Origin of the sequence: Alkalibacterium indicireducens (genome assembly GCF_039522005.1) — a bacterium.
GTDB classification, from domain to species: domain Bacteria; phylum Bacillota; class Bacilli; order Lactobacillales; family Carnobacteriaceae_A; genus Alkalibacterium; species Alkalibacterium indicireducens.
Genome location: NZ_BAAADA010000002.1, coordinates 1 through 19,148 on the forward strand (window position 1 = coordinate 1; position 19,148 = coordinate 19,148).

Genomic DNA, 19,148 nt, shown 5'->3' on the forward strand with positions numbered 1-19,148 from the left:
CTTCATCGACAGAAATCATCATACGAGCAACGAGAAATTTGGGAAACATAATTTTTCATAGATTATTGGGAGTTACCCTTCGTGCATTATGCTATCCAAAATCTAGCACAACCGGAAACCGTTGTCAATTTTTACCATTGATACGAAGTGCCTTCTGAAGGTAGAAACTACATATGTTGAAGCACTTATTAATGGAGCATGACATATTCGTTTAAGTTGAAAAAACGGATCAGAATTTACTCAAGCTATAATTAAAAGCACCATTTAGTCAACTTCCTTTAAAGGCGGATAAAAAAAGCCGACCCAAGAGAATCAAGTCTCTTAAGTCGGCTGAATAAAATTTTTTAAACGTCAGTCAGGTCTGTCTTAGGCTTCGTATAAAGCAGCGACTTGTTTCTGAGCGTCTTTATTTTCAAGGAATTCATCATAAGTGGTTTCCGCACGGTCGACGACGCCATTTGGTGTCAGTTCGATGATGCGGTTGGCTATTGTCTGAATGAACTGGTGGTCATGTGAACCGAACAAGACAGACCCTTTGAAATCGATCAGTCCGTTGTTCAGCGACGTGATGGATTCCAGATCAAGGTGGTTTGTCGGGTCATCAAGTACCAGAACGTTCGCTTTGCTCAGCATAAGCTTGGACAGCATGCAGCGAACTTTTTCTCCACCGGACAGCACGTTGACTTCTTTAAGCACTTCTTCACCGGAGAAGAGCATGCGCCCCAGGAAGCTGCGCAGGAATGTGTTGTCGTTTTCCTCTTTGGAAGCATACTGACGTAGCCAGTCAAGAATAGTCATTGAGCTGTTGTTGAACTCACTTGACGAATCTTTCGGCAGGTAGGCCTGTGAAGTCGTGATTCCCCACTGGAATGACCCAGTATCAGGCTCCATTTCACCCATAATGATTTTGAATAAAGTTGTAATGGCGACATCGTTACGGCTGACAAATGCCACTTTGTCGTCACGGCCCAGATTGAAGGAGATGTTACTTAAGACTTGTTTTCCGTCAATTGTTTTAGACAGATTTTCTACACGAAGCAAGTCGTTTCCGATTTCACGCTCAGGCTTGAATCCGACAAACGGATAGCGGCGTGAAGACGGATGAATGTCATCCAGCGTAATTTTATCCAGCATTTTTTTACGAGAGGTTGCCTGCTTGGATTTCGATGCATTGGCACTGAATCGTGCGATAAAGGCTTCAAGTTCTTTGATTTTCTCTTCTTTTTTGCTGTTCTGATCAGCCTGCAGTTTGGCAGCCAGCTGGCTTGATTCAAGCCAGAAGTCGTAGTTTCCGACGAAGAGCTTGATTTTACCGAAGTCGACATCGACCATATGCGTACAGACCTTGTTCAGGAAGTGACGGTCGTGGGAAACGACAATAACGGTATTTTCAAAATTGATCAGGAATTCTTCCAGCCAGATAATGGACTGCGTGTCGAGTCCGTTTGTCGGCTCATCTAAAAGCAGGACATCGGGCTGACCGAATAGAGCTTGAGCCAGGAGGACTTTCACTTTCTGTCCAGCTGTCAGTTCGCTCATTTTCTGGCTATGCAGATTTTCAGGAATACCCAGCCCCTGCAGCAGAGTAGTGGCTTCAGGTTCAGCTTCCCACCCGTTCAGTTCAGCAAATTCGCCTTCAAGTTCAGCCACTTTAATGCCGTCTTCGTCAGAGAAGTCCGGCTTCATGTAGATGTCGTTCTTTTCCTGAATAATAGCATAGAGACGTTCGTGTCCCATGATGACGGTGTCGATGACCGTATAGTCTTCGTAATCAAAGTGATTCTGCTTCAGAACAGCCATACGCTGGTCACTTGGCATAGAAACGTCACCAGTCGATGGAGACACTTCTCCGGATAAGATTTTAAGGAATGTCGACTTACCGGCACCGTTCGCACCGATCACACCATAGCAATTGTCGTTTGTGAATTTTAAATTGACGTCTTCAAACAGTTTTCTATCTGAAAAACGCAAGCTTACATCTGTTACTGTAATCATTAAATATTTGCCTCGTTTCTTTTGTGCTCTATATTCTCAATTAGTCATTAGGTTTTATTATACTTACTTTTTAGAAAAATGCACTGGTTTAAGGAATTATTCTTTTCTTTCTGAAGAAAAAAGACAAAGCGAGTTCAAATTCTTCCTATATCTTGGACCGTGAATTATAATAATTAACGTTCCGAATTTAGTTCGAATTAGTAATAATGACGGTCAACTGGAGTGTTAACATATGCTTTAATACGACGGTTATAATTTTTCCCAGGCCCTTAAACATAGAAAGGAGGATGTGCTCGGTAAAGAACATAAAACGTTCTGTTTTCCTGATTTCTATAATTCCCTCGCCTATGTAGAGCTCTGGAATAACCTGCTTAACGGAGTGAGCTTTCAGGATAAAATCATGCGTAAAAATGCATATGGAGAGGTGATTTGGCTTGAAGCTACATATTTCCCAACTTACGTTACCCTTGGTAATCGAGTTATCGGGGTGTCAAAGGTTGCGACGGATATAACAGAAAGGCAGTTAAAAATTGAAGCCGTGATCCAAGAATTACGGAACTTTCCAAGAGCATGGCTGTGTCTTCGAGAAACTGTATTTCAAAAGGAGGAGACCTGCTTGAAAAAAGTACAGCCATGATAAAAGAATCAAATGACAGTACAGAGAATTTGAACGAACTTCTTAAGAAGAATGAATCGGTCAAGAGTATTGTTGAAAAAATACAGAACATTGCATCTCAGACTAATCTTCTGGCACTGAGTGCTTCCATAGAGGATGCACGTTCAGGAAAATATGGTTTGGGAGTTGGGGTCATTGCAGTGGAAGTCAAGCGGCTGTCCAAACAGGCTCATGAATCCACAGAAAATATACAACTTGATATACAGGCAGTCAAAAACAATATCGATCTGGTCGTAGATGGAAATACACATCTCAAGGAACATATAGAACAAAGTGAAAAGGAAGCCGAAGAAAAAATATCCTTTTCTTTTTCGCGACATTCCAAGCCATATGTCGTAGTGTTTTTCATTATGCTGCCGTTTGGCGGAGATAACTTAGGTATATACATTCCTCTATTTGCCTCGATTCGACTGGTCACAGCTGGTTCTGACGCTGTTTGTATATTACGCTTTGTTGGTATTAATGGTTGGTGCTGCTTATAAGATATCTGAGGTGAGACGGATCAACACATTTATTGAAAAGTATGAACAATGGATCGAATCACTAGTCTTCGTCGCTCTTGGGCTATATATTATGCTGGAAAACGAGACGGTTGGATGGCTGTTCTGCTAGTCCCTTTCCTTTACAGAACATTTACACAAAGGCAAAAAAACTGTGATAGCCAGCTATAAGGGCATCTGTTAAACTGAAAAGGAGGCTTATGTTGGAATGCCAGGTATACGAGGAGGAAACAAATGAAAATAGTAGTGATTGGATCGGTAGCTGCGGGGACGTCTGTTGCCGCAAAAGCGAGACGTAATGATGAAACAGCTGAGATCGTCGTATATGAATCTGGAGAAGATATATCTTACTCAGTCTGCGGGATGCCGTATTTTTTAGGCGGAGAAGTCGACTCAGTGGACACGCTCATCCCAAGAAATGCTCAGTGGTTCAAGAAACGATTTGATTTCGATATCCATACAGGCCACCATGTCAAAGCGATCCATCCTTCAGTAAAAGAAATTGAGGTATACAATAAAAAAGAAGGCAAGGGGTTCCGTGAAACATTCGACAAACTGGTTCTAGCTACAGGATCTTATTCTCTAGCGCCGTCTCCGTTCAGCCTGGATTCTTACAGCAACATCTTTCACGTGAAATCGATGGCTGACACGAAAGCTATTGATGCTTACATGAAACAGAATGACACTAAGCACGTGACGGTTGTCGGGTCAGGGTTTATCGGTCTGGAAATGACGGAACAGCTGACAGAAAAAGGAATGAACGTGACAGTAGTCGAACTGGCGTCTCAGGTTTTTCCTAAAATCGATCCGGATATGGCTTATCATATTGAAAAGAAACTCAAGGACAAAGGCGTTAAGCTGCACTTAAGTGATAAAGTTCAGACAATTGAGGGCAGCGGGAAAGCGGCCGTTCTGACGACTGATAAAGGCGCAGATATTGAGACAGATCTAGTCATCCTGGCTGTCGGTGTAAGGCCGAATACCTTCTTGACAACTAATACAGACATCGAGTTAGGTCAGACGGGTGCCATCAAGGTCAATGACTATATGGAAACATCCGTTAAAGATGTTTTTGCAGTGGGGGATGTGGCTGAAAGCTTTCATAGAGTTACAGGGAAACCTATTTACCATCCTCTGGGGTCGACAGCTAATAAAATGGGCCGTATTGCAGGTGACCATATCACTGGCGGGAAATTATCGTTCAAAGGGACGTTGGGAACAGGGATAGTCAGACTGTTTGATTTAACAGTCGGCTACACTGGCTTATCGCAAGCAGAAGCAAAAACAGCAGGGTTTGATCCAGTCGTTATCCATAACATTAAACCAGCTCATGCACAGTATGTCGGTGGTCAAAATCTGATCATCAAAGCAGTTGCTGACCGAAAAACGGGGCGTTTTTTAGGGGCACAAATTGTCGGATCTGAAGGCGTAGACAAGCGTATCGACGTCTTTGCAACAGCTATTACCTTTGAGGCCAATGCTGAAGAACTGTTCGATCTTGATCTAGCCTATGCTCCGCCGTTTAGTACAACTAAAGATCCTGTGATCTATACGGGAATGGTTCTGGAAAACGCGCGAGAACAGTTGCCGGTCATGACTCCTGAAGAATTGATCAGCAAGCAGAACTCTGGTGAAAAATTGCAGGTGATCGATGTCCGCTCATCAAAGCAGTATGAAAAAAATCATGTAGATGATGCAATCAATATTCCGATGCCCGCACTGCGTAAGGGAGCAGGCGAATTAGACAAATCACTTCCAACGGTTGTTTACTGTAATAAAGGAGTGACGAGCAACACGGCTCAAAATTTACTTTTAAATATCGGATTCAAGCAAGTCTATGTTTTATCCGGTGGGAATACGAATTTTCGCTATTACAAAGAAATGTAGCGTATAATAACTATTTTTCTTACAGAAGGGACACTTAAACTTTAAATGGACACCACAATCTTGCAGCAATTAACGGGTGAATTTTTTGGAACAGTTATTTTAATCTATATTGGAAATAGCGTAGTGGCTGGAAATGTGTTGAACAAGACTAAATCATTTAACACAGGCTGGCTTCATATTACTCTTGGGTGGGGTTTGGCTGTAACAATGGCTATCTATTCAGTAGGCTGGTTATCGCCTGCCCATCTTAACCCCGCAGTAACCCTTGGAATGGCTGTAGCCGGTCAAATTGAGTGGATACTGGTCATTCCGTATATAGTCGTACAGATTTTAGGAGGGTTTCTGGGAGCTGTTCTGGTATGGATCCACTATTACCCTCACTTTAAAGAGACTGAAAATGAAGAAGCGATATTAAGCGTCTTCTCGACAGCCCCGGCAATTAGCCGAAAGCGATGGAACCTGATCAGTGAGACGTTCGCAACTGGATTTTTAGTATATGCCTTACTCGCTTTTACGCAAGGGGAATTCACTGAAGGGTTGAATCCTGTGATTGTGGGCTTACTGATTCTTACAATCGGTCTGTCTCTCGGGGGAACAACTGGTTACGCAATTAATCCAGCCAGAGATTTAGGTCCGCGTATTGCACACCAGTTAATGCCTATCGCAAATAAGGGGCAGTCTAATTGGGAATACTCATGGATTCCTGTTTTAGGTCCGTTCATAGGATCAATTATCGGTGGCATAGGATTTCTGATCGTCACTAGTATAGGTTAAGGCGTAAACACTATTTTTGTAAAAATCAATACTATAATAGATACAGGGAAAAGTCAGACCGTTTAAAGTATGCTCGTGAAAGGGATACTTTATGCGGTTTATATTTTATAAATTAGGAAACAGTAAAATTTGAAGTTCAACTATTGCTGTTCTGTCGGGATTTTTCGTCTTACACATCGTTTGAAAAGCCGACCATAGAGAAGATAGGATAAATCTATGGGTTCTTTAACAGATATTCACAATGAAATGAACAGTCTAAAAGCCATGTGTCTGCACAATAATAATGGGTACACTTTTTTGGAGAAACAAAAAGACAAAGTTCGCCCTATTGTCAAAAAGGAAGTGGATAGCTTTCTTCATTGTGGCGATTTGTCTGACGGGTTTTGCACAATTAAATGTGAAGCCTGAGCGCATATGAAGACTATCGATGGATGAAAGACAGTTAGTTATGGACACTCAAGAGTCGATTGTCTGCAAGCAAAGAGAAGGAGCAAAGCATTATGGACAGTGGACAAGGTGAAGTGAGCTGAGTGTGCAGAAGCTTGACGCTTTTCTGTACAGTCGGCGCTTAAACGGTATGGAGTGTAAACAAAAATGGGAATTAGTCGACAGTCATGCCTTATTACTGAATGAGTGTAAAGAAGGAGAGGTGACTTGTGGACACTGCCAACACGATTAGACGTGACTGTAAACAAGTATGGTCATTTATGGACAGTCACTGAATCCGCTGGAGTTGACTGTAGAGAAGACGGAAGCGATTCAAGAAGAAGTACACGGTACCCCACCGAGAGATACCTATCGACACTCCCTCTTCTAGATGCAAAACAGAAAAAATTAACGCGGAACACCTTTTCATAGTGCTCCATCAAGTATATGAATGGAAAATCTGGTAGAATAGAACCTGACTAGTATATAGAAAGTAGGTTCTGAAGTGACTGATTTAATTAACCAATTTCCAGTTAGTGTTGTTATCATAATTTTTATAGTGTCCTTAGTTATTTTATCCAAATCAGCGGATAAGCTAATTGATAAAGCCGTTGCTCTTTCGTTACATTTCGGATTATCCAAAGTTGTAGTTGGAGCGACTATATTATCAGTTGGAACAACGTTGCCCGAAGTCTCTTCCTCAGTCGTGGCAGCAATAGGTGGAAATGGTCAATTCGGATTGGGAAATGCTATAGGGTCAATGATTACGAATGCTTCATTAATTCTGGGAATCGGTGCAGTGATAGGAATCATTCCGGTAAAAAAAGAACTGAAAAATACATTTCTTCTTTTATGTGGAGTGTCTGCTGTGTTTATTGGAGTGAGTATATTAGCGGGTTTAAACTCAAGTGGTGGCTATTTACCCAGGTGGAGTGGGATCGGTTTGCTTGTACTTTTACCTCTTTATCTCTGGTACACTGTCAAAAAGAAACCGGAAACCCTTATGGAAGAGTTGCCTGAAGACGCAGAAAAAGCAGAAGAGACAGATAACAAACCTGTTAATTTCATTCAATCACTCATTTTTATGGCAATCAGTTCATTAGGAGTAACGGTTGGTGCCATGCTACTCGTTGCGACGGCGGAAATAGGGGCTTTAAGGCTAGGAATTCCTGATACCGTGATTTCATCTACACTTGTTGCGTTCGGCACGAGTGTTCCGGAAGTAACAACGACACTGGTAGCAGTCAGGTATGGACATGGCGAGCTGGCGATAGGGAACGTGCTCGGTGCCAATATGATGAATCTTTTACTCGTTATGGGAGCGACAATCACCTTGATACCAGGAGGCGTCAACGTACCGTCAAGTTATTATTCTATTCAGTTTCCTATTCTTGCTCTGATCCTTATTTTACTGAGCATACCGATCTTATCTAAACGTGTGGAAGCGATCAACCGAAGGAAAGGCTTCTTGCTGATAGGTGTTTATGCCTTTTATCTCTTCACTAATTTTATCTAAAAAACACATCTTACTCACGAAATGAGAGAGTAAGATGTGTTTCTGCTTATCATGATTGAACGATTATTTCTTCTTTTTCCAGCTCCATGTCATAATGACCGATTTCTTCATCATAATAGAGGTCTGAAATGACTTTGAATCCAAATGATTCGTAAAACTCTTTCAAGTATGCCTCTGCCTGAATTTCGACTTCGGCTTTTGGATGTTTACATTTAATATACTCTAAAGCCACTTTTAACAATTCCCGACCGTGCCCTTCACTTCTGAACTCTGAAGGCACTAATACACGGCCGATGCGCATTTTTTTATCCTCTTTATAAATTCGAGCATAGGCTTTAATGATCCCTTTTTGACGCTTGATCAGATGAACAGCATGTAAATCGATATCGTCTATTTCCTGATAGGCACAACCCTGCTCTACTACAAATATTTTTGTACGCTCTTTTACAATCTGGTGATAGTCCTTAGCGCTTAATTCTTCAAACTGTTTAAACTGCCACATAAAAGTGTGTCAATCTCCTTTTTTAGTCAATTATATTCCGTAAATACTTTTAAAAAGTAAGTATCTTCCTGAACCCACATTACTAGTATACATAATAAAAATAGAAGGTCAAATGTATTATCTGAAATTATGGTATTTTCTGAAAATCCTTGATTTAAAAAGGGTTTAGGAGCATAATTTAAGGTGGACTTATTATTAGCGCATCCAATTCAAGAAAGAAGGAAGAGAAAAATGGAGCTAGTTGTTATTGTATTGAACAAAGTAGATTTGCTGGACGAAATATTAACCCTGTTTATGCGTTTCAAAATTAAAGGTGCGACAGTTTTGGACAGCAGCGGAATGGGTCATCTGATTTCCAATCAGTTTCCTATGTTTTCAATGTTTGCTGAACTTGGAGAAGAACGGGAAGCGAACAGTAAGACGATTTTTACCGTAGTCAAAGATGGAGAAGAGCGTAAAGAAGTTCTGTCAATAGTAGAAAGCGTATGCGGTGAATTAACTGAACCAGATACAGCTATTTTCTTTAGTGTGCCTGTTAATTTCACAAAAGGGATCGATAACGAAACTAATTTAGAAGAAGGGTTTTAAACATGACGTATTCGCTTTACATTGCTGTATTAATGCTTGTGGGTATCGCAGGGGGGAAACTGGCAAGCAAAGTGGGACTTCCCACAGTCAGTGGCTACCTCTTATGCGGATTGATATTGGGACCGAGTGTGCTCAATCTCATAACAAGCGAGGTCTACTATAACTTGGGATTTGTGAATGAGTTAGCTCTGGGGATGCTGGCTATTTCGATCGGAACCGAACTGCACTACCTCATGTTTAAAAAATTCGGGAAAAATTTAATCACGATTTCTTTAGGAAGTGCGGTCTTTACTGTTGTTATTGCGACGCTTTTAACGTGGCTGGCAGGAATGCCAATACGGTATGCCCTTATTTTAGGGACATTGGCATTGACTGTTTCGCCGGCGGGAGTTGTTGAAGTCATTAAAGATACCCGTTCTGAAGGAGAAATGACTCAGAATGTATTGGGTCTGGTTGCTTTCGATAACCTGGTGGCTATTTTAGCTTTCGGTATGATGGTCTCTTTTGTTCAGTCTCTGGGAGATCAAGGAACAGGGGGGATCGCATTAGTGGGTTCTGTTCTTTTGGACGTACTATCGGGTGTAGTGGTCGGAGCTTTAAGTGGGCTCTTTGTATCTTATTTCATTCGAAAAGATACATCAAATGATAAATTATTAGTTTTTCTGCTAGCTGCAATCCTGTTTAATACAGGGATAGCTTCGATGTTTGGACTGTCTCCAGTCCTGACCAATATTTTTTCAGGCATTGCCATTACTAATCTAACCTCCAGAAAAGTGCTGATCGCCAGTTTACTGAATAGGATTGAACTGCCCGTATTTGTCGTGTTCCTGACATTGGCAGGCGCTCATATAGATCTATCTATTCTAGGCGCTGTAGGGATTGCCGGCCTTGCTTATATCGCTGCCCGTTCCATTGGCAAATATTTCGGATCGTTAGTCTTTTCTCAATTTACTGATTTAAATAAAAAAATACGGCCGTTTATCGGGTTGGGACTTTTCCCGCAGGCAGGGATCGCTATAGGACTGGCCACGATCGCTGAACGGAGTATCCCAAATGTTTCCGGAGCGATTATAGGGGTTATACTGGCGGGTGCTGTATTCTTCGAGATTTTTGGCCCAATGATTACTGGATTTGCTCTCAAAGCAGTAGGCGAAACACACGAATCAAGAAGTCAGAAGGTATCAGAAAAATAAAAGGAATAGTAATTATAAGCAATTTGCATATTCTGATTGATGAGGCATTAAAAGCCATAATCAATCAGGGTATTTTTTTGCTCTTTAATAAAATACAAAGCTGTGGTTGGTCAACACTTTTTTGAACAATAATTATAAAGTGCTTAGTTAATGACTCTGGGTCACTTATTTTCCTTCTTTAATTAGTTCAGTAATGACTAAATCAGTTGATTCACGCCACACCTCTGGTTTGCTGGATTTCTATCCATCTTTTTCGAACGTCGACAGGTGCCAAATAATTTAATGCTCCGTGAGGACGGAAATAATTCCACCAATTAACGTAATCCATCAGTCGTATCTGTAATTCATAAAGCGTATCAAATTCTTATTAAAGCAGTATTATGGGATATATTCCCGCCTATGGTTATGGAAATTTTAAAAGGGGCTATGACTATAAGGTGATTCATGGGTAAGTATGAGTCAAAGAATCTGTATTAGTTTTTCAGTAGGGTTTTAGATATTTACATGGTGTTTTTAATAGGTTATTTTAAGTGGCTAACTTAATTATGAAATTTATAAAAAAGAAAAGGAAAAATGATTTCTCTAAATGAAATAGTTTTTAAAGCTAGAAGTATTTAAAAATATACGCTTGACAATGAAAAAGTAATCCCTTACAACAACTTTATATTTAGAAACCGATACACAACAAGGAGATAAATGGAAACGCATATTACGATTCAAGATGTAGCTGAGAAGGCAGGTGTGTCTAAAACGACTGTCTCAAGGTTCCTTAATAAAAAATATGAATATATGTCTGAAAGGACAAAGAATCATATTGAAAAAGTTATTGAAGAACTAGATTACAGACCTAGCAAACAAGCTCAATACTTAAAATCTAAAAAGAGTTCTTTAATCGGTTTGCTAGTAGCAGATATAGAAAATTTATACACAGCTTTCTTAATAAAATCACTTCAAGCAACCTTACAATTATATGATTATCAAATGATCATAATGAATAATAATAACTCAATTGAAGAAGAGAAAAAGTCGATTAGACAGTTATTAGATCAAAATATAGCAGGTCTTTTAATTCAACCAGTAGGAGACGAATTATCTGATCACAATATGTTAAAAGAAGCAGAGATTCCTATAGTGCAAGTTGATAGATATTTAAAAAAATCTGATTGGACAATTGTACAGTCAAACAATTATCAAGTAACCAAGGAATTGGCTGAAGAAATCTCAAGAAAAGGTTATGAAAAAATTATTCATGTAACTGAGGAAATTGGGACAATGACACCCAGAATAGAGAGATATGAAGCCATGATGAATTCAGCTTTAATTCATGGTATTGATCTCGAATTAATTGAGCTAGGTGAAAATAAAAATAAACTACTAGAATTTTTAAAAAAAAAGAAAAATCCTGTTAAAACTGTATTGTTTGGAGCTAACGGGAATGCTTTGTATGAAATAGTATTTACTATACAACAATTAGGTATCTCAGTTCCTGTTGATTATGGAATTTGTGGTTTTGATGATTGGTTATGGGCGGATCTTATAACGCCTGGAATTACATCCATTCACCAACAACCATATAAAATTGGTAAACGAGCAGCTGAGATTATGATTTCAGAACTAAATAATGAAGAACAAATTGGTGAAAAAATAGAAATTAGTGCAACAATCCATTATAGAAGTTCTTTATAATGGATTGTTAAAAACACTTTTAGGAAACCGGTACACTGACTTATAGAACATAGAACATAGAACATAGAACAAGTTAAGAATATAAATAAACATCTAACTATAACTAGTTTTTATTAACTTCTTTAGAAACCGGTTTACTAAATTCAATACTTACTTAATTACTTTGATATTGATTAAGTAGTATGGCATAAGTAGGAGGAAGAAACATGGGTAAGGTACTGACTATAGGAGAAGCAATGGGTATGTTTATAGCAAATAATGAAGGAGAACTTAAACATAATCGCGAATATACACTATTTGCAGCAGGGGCTGAGATGAATGTTTCTATAGGGTTATCTAGGCTAAAACATGATGTGACATACATTACTCAGCTTGGTAAAGATCCTTTTGGAGAGTTTATATATGATTCTCTCGAAAAGGAGGGAATAAATACTTCATTAGTTAAAATGACGAGTGATCATTTTACAGGATTTCAGATTAAAAGTAGAGATAATATAAATGATCCAGAAGTAGTTTATTTTAGGAAAGATTCTGCCGCTTCAAATTTAAACAGTCAAATTATTGAGTCTATCGAATTTAATAAATTTGACGTTCTTCATCTTACAGGTATATTTATGGCATTAAGTACAGAGACGTATGAGTTAACACGGGCTCTAATTGACAAAGCTAGACAAGCAAATATAGTAATTACCTTTGATCCAAATTTACGTCCAGTACTATGGAATTCAGATAAGGAGATGATTGACGGTATCAATAGAATTGCTTCAAAAGTAGATTATGTGTTACCAGGGTTGGAAGAAGGAAGAATACTCACTTCCATGAAAGATAAAAAGGATATTGTTGATTTTTACATAAAAAAAGGGGTAAAAGGAGTGATTATCAAAGATAGTCACAATGGGGCGTATGCCAAATGGTGGGAAGATGACCAATTAGAAGAGTTATATTCTTTTGCTTTTCCTGTGCCGAAGAAGGTTGATACTGTAGGTGCAGGTGATGGATTTGCAGTAGGTGTTATTTCAGGAATAATCGAGAAGTTATCTATGGAAGAGACGTTGGAAAGAGCGAATGCTATAGGAGCTATCCAGGTAAGCCATATTAGTGATAATGAAAATTTACCTATCCATGAAGAATTAGCAGATTTTATATCTAATAGAAGAATGATACGAGGAGAAAGTCGATGAAACTTCAAGTAGCAATTGATAGAATGACTTTATCAGACGCAATCGAGACAGTTAAGCAGTTGACTGAAGTAGATGTAATAGAAATCGGAACGTCGCTTTGTAAAGAGTATGGATTAGAATGTGTCCGTACTATAAAAAAGCATATTTCAGAAGAAACAAAAATTCTCGCTGATATTAAAACAATAGATCAAGGGAAATATGAGTTTACAAAGTATTTTGAAGCAGGGGCGGATAGCTTGACTGTAATGGGTGTAAGCTCAATAGATACTCTTGATAAGTGCTATGAAGTCTCCAGAGTATATAAGAAAGAAATGATGATTGATCTACTGGAATGCTCAAATAAAAATATTGCTCAAATTGAGCAATATCAGGAAGCTATTTACTGTCTTCATTTTTCTTCTGATTCTAAAAAAGAGTATTCGATTAAACAAGTGATAAATGATTTTAATATAGATTTTCCAAAAATAAAAAGAGTAGCTATCGCTGGGGGGATAGATTTAAAGAAATTAAAAGAATTAGAGGAATCTACGGTTGAACGTGCGATTGTAGGCAGTTTTGTAACTAAAGGGGGGGAGCCTAACGAAAGAGTAAAAGAATTGAGAGAGGAGATGAATAGTTGGACTTAAAAAAAGAAATTTTATCTGAGATTACACAGGTAATCGAAGCTGTTGAGGATGAACAAGTCAACGGTGTTCTTAAAAAAATGACTAAAAGCAATAGAATATTCGTTGTAGGAGAAGGTAGGAGTGGACTTCAAGGGAAAGCGTTTGCTATGAGACTTATGCATCTAGGTTTTACTTCATTTGTGGTGGGGGAGACCATTACTCCTTCTATCCAGGAAAAAGATCTATTGGTTGCCATTTCCGGTTCTGGAAAAACAACTAATGTACTAGATGTTGTCAAAAAGGCAAAAAAAATAAATGTGGAAGTTATTGGTATTTCAAGTACAAAGGATTCTAAGTTAGCAGGTATTGCATCTTTCCATTTACTTGTTCCAGGAGCAACAAAAAATAGTGAAAATAATCAATCGATTCAATTATTAAGTACTCTATTTGATCAATCTGTGCATATTGTGTTGGATTATATTTGTTTACTACTAAGCAGACAAGAAAAAATAAGTAATCAAGATGCTAATGAAAAACACTCTAATATAGAGTGAAACGGCTTATAAATTTTGAAAAGTATATAACGGAAGGTGTTGGTATTCTGTAGAAAATGTATAGTAATAAAAGAAAAGTAGGAGCATATAATAATAATGGAGGTTGTAAAAATGAATGCAAGAGAAGTTGCAGAAAATATCTTATTAAATATCGGTGGAGAAGAAAATATTAGATCGATCGAACATTGTGCGACAAGATTACGACTTGTACTAAATGATTCCAAAAAAATTGACGAAAAAAAGATTGAAGATATTGAAGGAGTAAAAGGGATGTTTCATTCCTTAGGTCAGTACCAGATTATTTTAGGGACTGGTTTTGTAAATAAAGTTTACAATGAAATTGTTAAAGATAGCTCGAATGTAGACACTGATAACAAATCAGAAGTATACAAAGACATAAACATTTTTCAGAAAGTATCAAGAACATTAGGAGATGTATTTTTACCTATTATTCCAATTCTGGTGGCTACTGGTTTGTTTATGGGATTAAGAGGACTACTATTAAATTTAGATATCAACTTACCTGATAACTTTATTTTACTATCTGAAATATTAACGGATACGGCATTTGCATTCCTTCCGGCATTAGTAGGTTATTCTGTAATGAAGAAGTTTGGTGGATCTCCTATTGTAGGATTTGTTATTGGACTAATGCTAGTTGCACCTCAATTACCAAATGCACATGCTGTCGGTCGTGGAGACGCTGATCCTTTAATGCTCTCTTTAGGGGCACTATCTATTCCTGTTATTGGATATCAAGGCTCCGTATTACCAGCTTTAGTTGTTTCAATATTTACAGCTAAAGTAGAAAAAAATCTCAGGAAAATTGTTCCAGATTTTTTAGATCTCATCGTAACACCATTCTTCACTTTACTAGCAGGTGTAATTGCCGGTTTATTAGTGATTGGACCTATCATGTATTTTGTCGAGGGGTACATTATTTCTGGATTTGAAGGATTGATGAATATTCCATTCGGTATTGGTGGTGCTATTGTAGCTGCACTTCAACAAGTAATAGTTATAACGGGCTTGCATCATGCGTTTAGAGCATTAGAAATTGATTTATTAGCAAGTACAGGTGGAAACGCTTTTAATGCTTTATCATCTGGTGCAATAGCTGCTCAAGCAGGTGCAGCATTAGCAGTAGTATTTAAAACAAAAGACTTAAAGAAACGATCTCTATATCTCACTTCTGCTTTACCTGCATTCTTTGGAATCACGGAACCAGCTATATTTGGTGTTAACTTAAGATTAATTAAACCATTCATATTTGGCTGTTTTGGAGCGGCATGTGCTGGATTATATTCATCACTTGTAGGGTTGGAAGCGACTGGATTGGCCATTACGATGATACCAGGGGCACTACTCTATCTAGATGGACAATTGACCCAATATTTCATCGCAATGTTCATCGGATTAGCTACCGCTTTTGCATTGACATTTTTCTTCTATAAGAGTGAGGAGGATTAAATAATCAAATATTTAACAGAATATTGAAAAGGAGATAATATGAAAAAATTATATAATAATATTAAGCTTCCGGAAGAATGGCCACCAAAATATGAAGAACAAAATTTAGATGAACCTCTAAAGGTACCCTATTTAGAAAATAAACAAGAAATTATTAATATAGACACTGGAAGGCAACTATTTGTTGATGATTTTTTAATAGAAGATACTAATTTAAAAAGATCCTTTCCTAAACCAGAAGTCAGTAAAGAAAGTATCTTTAAACCTGAAACACCTTTGGAATTAAATGGTGGCTACAATCCTTGTGCTACACCTTTTAATGACGGTATTTTCTTTGATGAAGAAGAGAATAAATTTAAAATGTGGTATCATGCAGGATGGTTTAATGGGGTAGGCTATGCTGAAAGCAAGGACGGAGAAAACTGGGTGAGATTGCAAGAGTTATATCCTGAACGAGAATCAGAAAGTGTTTTAAATATTAAGCCTAATCAAATTCGTGACGGCGCCGCCGTGTGGATAGACAAAGAAACGAATAATAAAGATGAAAGATACAAAATGCTCATTTTCTTTAGGGAATATGATTTTGAAATACATTATTATCATCAAAAACCAAAACATGCTCACGATGATCCTCATTCTGTTCCACCAAAAGAGAGAACAGTGTTATTCAAATCTGGAAATGGACTCGATTGGACGGAAATGTCAGAAGTAGGGCCTAGTGGAGATAATACAGGATTCTTTTATAATCCTTTTCGTAAAAAATGGGTATTTAGCTTACGTACATTTTCTCAATTAGACAGAAGAGTAAGAACAAGGGGATATATTGAAACAGATAATTTTTTTGATAAATCAATATGGGGTAAAGACAATATTTCTTTTTGGTCGAGATCGGATATCTTTGATGCGCCTGATGAAGATTTAGGTTACTATACTCAATTATATGATCTAAATGCTATAGCTTATGAAAGTTTGATGATTGGAACATTTAGTATTTTTATGGGTCCTCCAAATAATATTGCAGGGAAAAGAAAAATGCCTAAAATATGTGACTTGAAATTAGGTTTTAGCAGAGATGGATTCCATTGGGAAAGACCAGATTACTCTAATTTCATTTCTTCCTCTCGAGAAAAAGGTACATGGAATTATGGCTATGCTCACCCAGTAAATGGAGGATACGTGGTACTAAAAGATGAAATATATATTTACTTTTCTATGTTCTCAGGCCAATCCCCTAAATTTGATACCCATAAATATGCAGGTGGTAATTTAGGATTAGCCAAATTAAGAAGAGATGGATTTGCTTACATGACAGACGTCGAAAATAGTGGGAATCTTTTGACGAATACAATAGAATTTTCAGGAAATCATTTATTTGTAAACACCAACTGTTTAAAAGGGAAATTGTATGCTGAAATATTAGACGAAAACTATAATGTCATAGATGGATTTAGCGCTGATGAAAGTATAGCTATTAAAAATCAAGACAATACAAAAACTCAGCTTACCTGGCAAATAGAATCGATAGGTAAACTCAAAAATAGGCCAGTAAAAATTCGTTTTTATTTAGAAAATGCAGAACTATACTCTTTTTGGGTAGCAAAAGAATCCGATGGAAAGAGTAATGGATTTTTAGGGGCTGGAGGGCCTGGTTTTACAGAAGGTAGAGATTGCTAATTCATGTGAGTAATGAATAAAGGATTAATAAAACAATATAATGGACACAAAGATGCACTAACTGCTTTTATATCTGAAGAATTTTTCAAATACAGCTTTTACAATATTAATCACTTTTAAACTAATTTAGACATAAGAATTTATCAAATTATCAATCTGTGATATCCTTATGTATATTATGTTTATGTTTCAAAATAAATAACAGACTCGAAATTACTATTTAACATATTTATAATATTTTAATTCGTTTAATCTAGTAAATACTCAAATTTATTTATAGCTTGATGTCGAAACCCATTCGATGTCAAGCTTTTTCTAGCACGCCAGGTATGAGCGATAACTTGGCGGTTAAAGTCCACTACAGGCCTGGCAGAAGAAAATATTAGCAAATCAAATGGGGAAAATAAAATTCAAGATTTCTCATAAAAAAGGCTCAGAATTATGGATTGATATTGAAGAACGATTCCATTTTGAAGAGCAAAAAAATGGTATCAGTTTAGATATCTTCATTCAATTTATAATCCTATAGTCATGAGTTTGATCAGGTTGATGGTTCATTCAATTTCTATAAGAACGAAAATTATAAGATTAACATAGTGAATAACCAAATCAATGCTCACGCAGATATGCATGATAAAATTTGGTTAGTTGAAGGGAAAATAAGTATCTTGAACTGGACAAAATTACCATTCTATTTTTTGATGAAGATATAAATTTTGATGTTTTCAAAGGGGAGTTACTGAAAGATATTATTGAGTAAAAATAATGAGAATAGTGTTATTAATATCAAAAATCAGGCAAGTAAATATACCATATTTTACTATTATCAATTTTAAAATAACTAAATTAACCTTTTAAATAAATGGAAATTGTTAGAGGTGAATATGTCACACTTTGGTTAACGGAAAAAGTCTTTGGGGAAATTTCAATGTTTAGCATAAAAGGTGCTGGCCCTACTATCTATATGTTTGTAAAAATATCAATTTGACAAAATCAAAGGATTTAATCAACAGTTAATTTCTCCTATTAGATATTGTTCACTCATATTTAACTTTTCTACCTTGTAAGTGCTACATTACTTTTAGCAGCTATATATATAATTGTATCCTCTTTAAAAAGTAAGATGTGAACATTAATAATGAAAATAAAAACTGGTATACTTAAAAGAAGGGATCGTTATCTTCATTAGCTTACTTTGAACAAGTGATTCATTTCTTAATTATTATTAAAGACCTACCAAATAGAAGGAGGTTGAGAGAAAGTGACTGCTCAGAAAAGCGTGATCATAATAAATAATGCGACAAAATCCTACGGGAAACAGACGGTTTTAAAAAATATCAATCTGGATATTGTAGAAGGCGAAATATTCGGTCTGCTGGGTCCTTCGGGAGCAGGGAAGACAACCCTGGTCAAGCAGCTTGTTGGTCTGGAAGAAGTCTCATCCGGCGAAATTCATATATTAGATGAAAAACAGCCTTCACTTAAGCTGATTGAAAAGATAGGGTATATGGCTCAGTCTGATGCATTGTATACAGAATTGTCTGCCAGAGAAAATCTGGAATTTTTTGTCTCTCTTTACGATTTAACCAAAACGGAACGCAAAGAACGGATAAAAGAAGTCATGCGTGTAGTCGATCTAGAGGATTCGATGGATAAGATCGTCGCGCAGTTCTCAGGAGGAATGAAACGCCGGCTGAGTTTGGCGATCGCTATGCTGCACGAACCGGTCATTTTGATCTTAGATGAACCGACAGTCGGAATGGATCCCATTTTAAGAAAGAGTATCTGGAATAATTTTAATGCTTTGAAAAAGACGGGTGTAACCATTATTGTGACGACCCATGTCATGGATGAAGCGGATAAATGTGACCGTTTAGGTATGATTAGAGAAGGTAAACTGACTGCAGTCGGTTCTCCTTAA

The 19,148-nt window shown here is 37.4% G+C and carries 16 protein-coding genes and 2 pseudogenes; 15 read left to right on the forward strand and 3 right to left on the reverse strand.

The window, feature by feature from the left end:
* Positions 1–366: 366 nt before the first annotated feature.
* Complete coding sequence (locus ABFX15_RS00160; protein WP_346023545.1) at positions 367–1,995, reverse strand: ABC-F family ATP-binding cassette domain-containing protein; 1,629 nt, start codon at positions 1,993–1,995, stop codon at positions 367–369.
* A 268-nt stretch (positions 1,996–2,263) separates the two neighbouring features.
* Here ABFX15_RS00160 and ABFX15_RS00165 point away from each other — a divergent pair.
* The 6 genes and pseudogenes from ABFX15_RS00165 to ABFX15_RS00190 form a co-directional block, all read left to right on the forward strand.
* Positions 2,264–2,632 (forward strand): annotated as a pseudogene (locus ABFX15_RS00165) (PAS domain-containing protein); the annotation flags it as partial.
* The gene (locus ABFX15_RS00170; RefSeq protein ID WP_346023546.1) at positions 2,629–3,153 is read left to right on the forward strand and encodes a methyl-accepting chemotaxis protein; all 525 of its coding nucleotides are present in this window, start codon (positions 2,629–2,631) and stop codon (positions 3,151–3,153) included. The pseudogene ABFX15_RS00165 and the gene ABFX15_RS00170, both read left to right, overlap by 4 nt.
* Entirely contained in the window at positions 3,125–3,283 is a 159-nt protein-coding gene (locus tag ABFX15_RS00175; RefSeq protein ID WP_346023547.1) for a cadmium resistance transporter, read from the forward strand. Before ABFX15_RS00170 ends, ABFX15_RS00175 begins: the two co-directional genes overlap by 29 nt.
* Before the next feature lie 122 nt (positions 3,284–3,405).
* On the forward strand, positions 3,406–5,058 hold the full coding sequence (locus tag ABFX15_RS00180; protein WP_346023548.1) for an FAD-dependent oxidoreductase: 1,653 nt from the start codon (positions 3,406–3,408) through the stop codon (positions 5,056–5,058).
* A gap of 45 nt (positions 5,059–5,103) precedes the next feature.
* Positions 5,104–5,832, forward strand: coding sequence for an MIP/aquaporin family protein (locus tag ABFX15_RS00185; protein WP_346023549.1), 729 nt, complete (start codon positions 5,104–5,106; stop codon positions 5,830–5,832).
* 931 nt (positions 5,833–6,763) lie between these two features.
* Complete coding sequence (locus ABFX15_RS00190; protein WP_346023550.1) at positions 6,764–7,774, forward strand: sodium:calcium antiporter; 1,011 nt, start codon at positions 6,764–6,766, stop codon at positions 7,772–7,774.
* 49 nt (positions 7,775–7,823) lie between these two features.
* Here the strand turns inward: ABFX15_RS00190 and ABFX15_RS00195 are convergent, their stop codons facing one another.
* Positions 7,824–8,276 carry a GNAT family N-acetyltransferase gene (locus ABFX15_RS00195; RefSeq protein WP_346023551.1) on the reverse strand — a complete coding sequence of 151 codons (453 nt, stop codon included), beginning with the start codon at positions 8,274–8,276 and terminating at the stop codon, positions 7,824–7,826.
* 183 nt (positions 8,277–8,459) lie between these two features.
* Here ABFX15_RS00195 and ABFX15_RS00200 point away from each other — a divergent pair, with 183 nt between their 5' ends.
* Positions 8,460–8,864, forward strand: a complete 405-nt coding sequence (locus ABFX15_RS00200) for a hypothetical protein (RefSeq protein WP_346023552.1) — start codon at positions 8,460–8,462, stop codon at positions 8,862–8,864.
* Between the two features lie 2 nt (positions 8,865–8,866).
* Positions 8,867–10,057, forward strand: coding sequence for a cation:proton antiporter (locus ABFX15_RS00205; RefSeq protein WP_346023553.1), 1,191 nt, complete (start codon positions 8,867–8,869; stop codon positions 10,055–10,057).
* A 211-nt stretch (positions 10,058–10,268) separates the two neighbouring features.
* On the opposite strand, the pseudogene ABFX15_RS12100 reads toward ABFX15_RS00205, so the two are convergent.
* Positions 10,269–10,406 (reverse strand): annotated as a pseudogene (locus ABFX15_RS12100) (IS3 family transposase); the annotation flags it as partial.
* Positions 10,407–10,753: 347 nt separating this feature from the next.
* Between ABFX15_RS12100 and ABFX15_RS00210 the strand changes: the two are divergent.
* From ABFX15_RS00210 to ABFX15_RS00240, 7 genes are all read left to right on the forward strand, one after another.
* Positions 10,754–11,743, forward strand: a complete 990-nt coding sequence (locus ABFX15_RS00210) for a LacI family DNA-binding transcriptional regulator (protein ID WP_346023554.1) — start codon at positions 10,754–10,756, stop codon at positions 11,741–11,743.
* A gap of 206 nt (positions 11,744–11,949) precedes the next feature.
* Entirely contained in the window at positions 11,950–12,924 is a 975-nt protein-coding gene (locus ABFX15_RS00215; RefSeq protein WP_346023555.1) for a sugar kinase, read from the forward strand.
* The gene (locus tag ABFX15_RS00220; protein WP_346023556.1) at positions 12,921–13,550 is read left to right on the forward strand and encodes an orotidine 5'-phosphate decarboxylase / HUMPS family protein; all 630 of its coding nucleotides are present in this window, start codon (positions 12,921–12,923) and stop codon (positions 13,548–13,550) included. The genes ABFX15_RS00215 and ABFX15_RS00220 overlap by 4 nt, the downstream gene beginning before the upstream one ends.
* A complete protein-coding gene (gene hxlB / locus ABFX15_RS00225; RefSeq protein ID WP_346023557.1) occupies positions 13,541–14,083 on the forward strand; it encodes a 6-phospho-3-hexuloisomerase in 543 nt (180 codons plus the stop codon). The genes ABFX15_RS00220 and hxlB overlap by 10 nt, the downstream gene beginning before the upstream one ends.
* Before the next feature lie 111 nt (positions 14,084–14,194).
* Positions 14,195–15,553, forward strand: coding sequence for a PTS transporter subunit EIIC (locus tag ABFX15_RS00230; protein ID WP_346023558.1), 1,359 nt, complete (start codon positions 14,195–14,197; stop codon positions 15,551–15,553).
* A 39-nt stretch (positions 15,554–15,592) separates the two neighbouring features.
* Positions 15,593–17,227 carry a hypothetical protein gene (locus ABFX15_RS00235; RefSeq protein WP_346023559.1) on the forward strand — a complete coding sequence of 545 codons (1,635 nt, stop codon included), beginning with the start codon at positions 15,593–15,595 and terminating at the stop codon, positions 17,225–17,227.
* Between the two features lie 1,261 nt (positions 17,228–18,488).
* A complete protein-coding gene (locus ABFX15_RS00240) occupies positions 18,489–19,148 on the forward strand; it encodes an ABC transporter ATP-binding protein (protein WP_346023560.1) in 660 nt (219 codons plus the stop codon).

What these genes read in the sequence shown, in the direction of transcription:
- ABFX15_RS00160 (WP_346023545.1), bottom strand. Translation starts at nt 1,995, where the DNA reads ATGATTACAGTAACAGATGTAAGCTTGCGTTTTTCAGATAGAAAACTG.
- ABFX15_RS00170 (WP_346023546.1), top strand. Translation starts at nt 2,629, where the DNA reads ATGATAAAAGAATCAAATGACAGTACAGAGAATTTGAACGAACTTCTT.
- ABFX15_RS00180 (WP_346023548.1), top strand. Translation starts at nt 3,406, where the DNA reads ATGAAAATAGTAGTGATTGGATCGGTAGCTGCGGGGACGTCTGTTGCC.
- ABFX15_RS00185 (WP_346023549.1), top strand. Translation starts at nt 5,104, where the DNA reads ATGGACACCACAATCTTGCAGCAATTAACGGGTGAATTTTTTGGAACA.
- ABFX15_RS00195 (WP_346023551.1), bottom strand. Translation starts at nt 8,276, where the DNA reads ATGTGGCAGTTTAAACAGTTTGAAGAATTAAGCGCTAAGGACTATCAC.
- ABFX15_RS00205 (WP_346023553.1), top strand. Translation starts at nt 8,867, where the DNA reads ATGACGTATTCGCTTTACATTGCTGTATTAATGCTTGTGGGTATCGCA.
- ABFX15_RS00210 (WP_346023554.1), top strand. Translation starts at nt 10,754, where the DNA reads ATGGAAACGCATATTACGATTCAAGATGTAGCTGAGAAGGCAGGTGTG.
- ABFX15_RS00215 (WP_346023555.1), top strand. Translation starts at nt 11,950, where the DNA reads ATGGGTAAGGTACTGACTATAGGAGAAGCAATGGGTATGTTTATAGCA.
- ABFX15_RS00220 (WP_346023556.1), top strand. Translation starts at nt 12,921, where the DNA reads ATGAAACTTCAAGTAGCAATTGATAGAATGACTTTATCAGACGCAATC.
- ABFX15_RS00230 (WP_346023558.1), top strand. Translation starts at nt 14,195, where the DNA reads ATGAATGCAAGAGAAGTTGCAGAAAATATCTTATTAAATATCGGTGGA.
- ABFX15_RS00235 (WP_346023559.1), top strand. Translation starts at nt 15,593, where the DNA reads ATGAAAAAATTATATAATAATATTAAGCTTCCGGAAGAATGGCCACCA.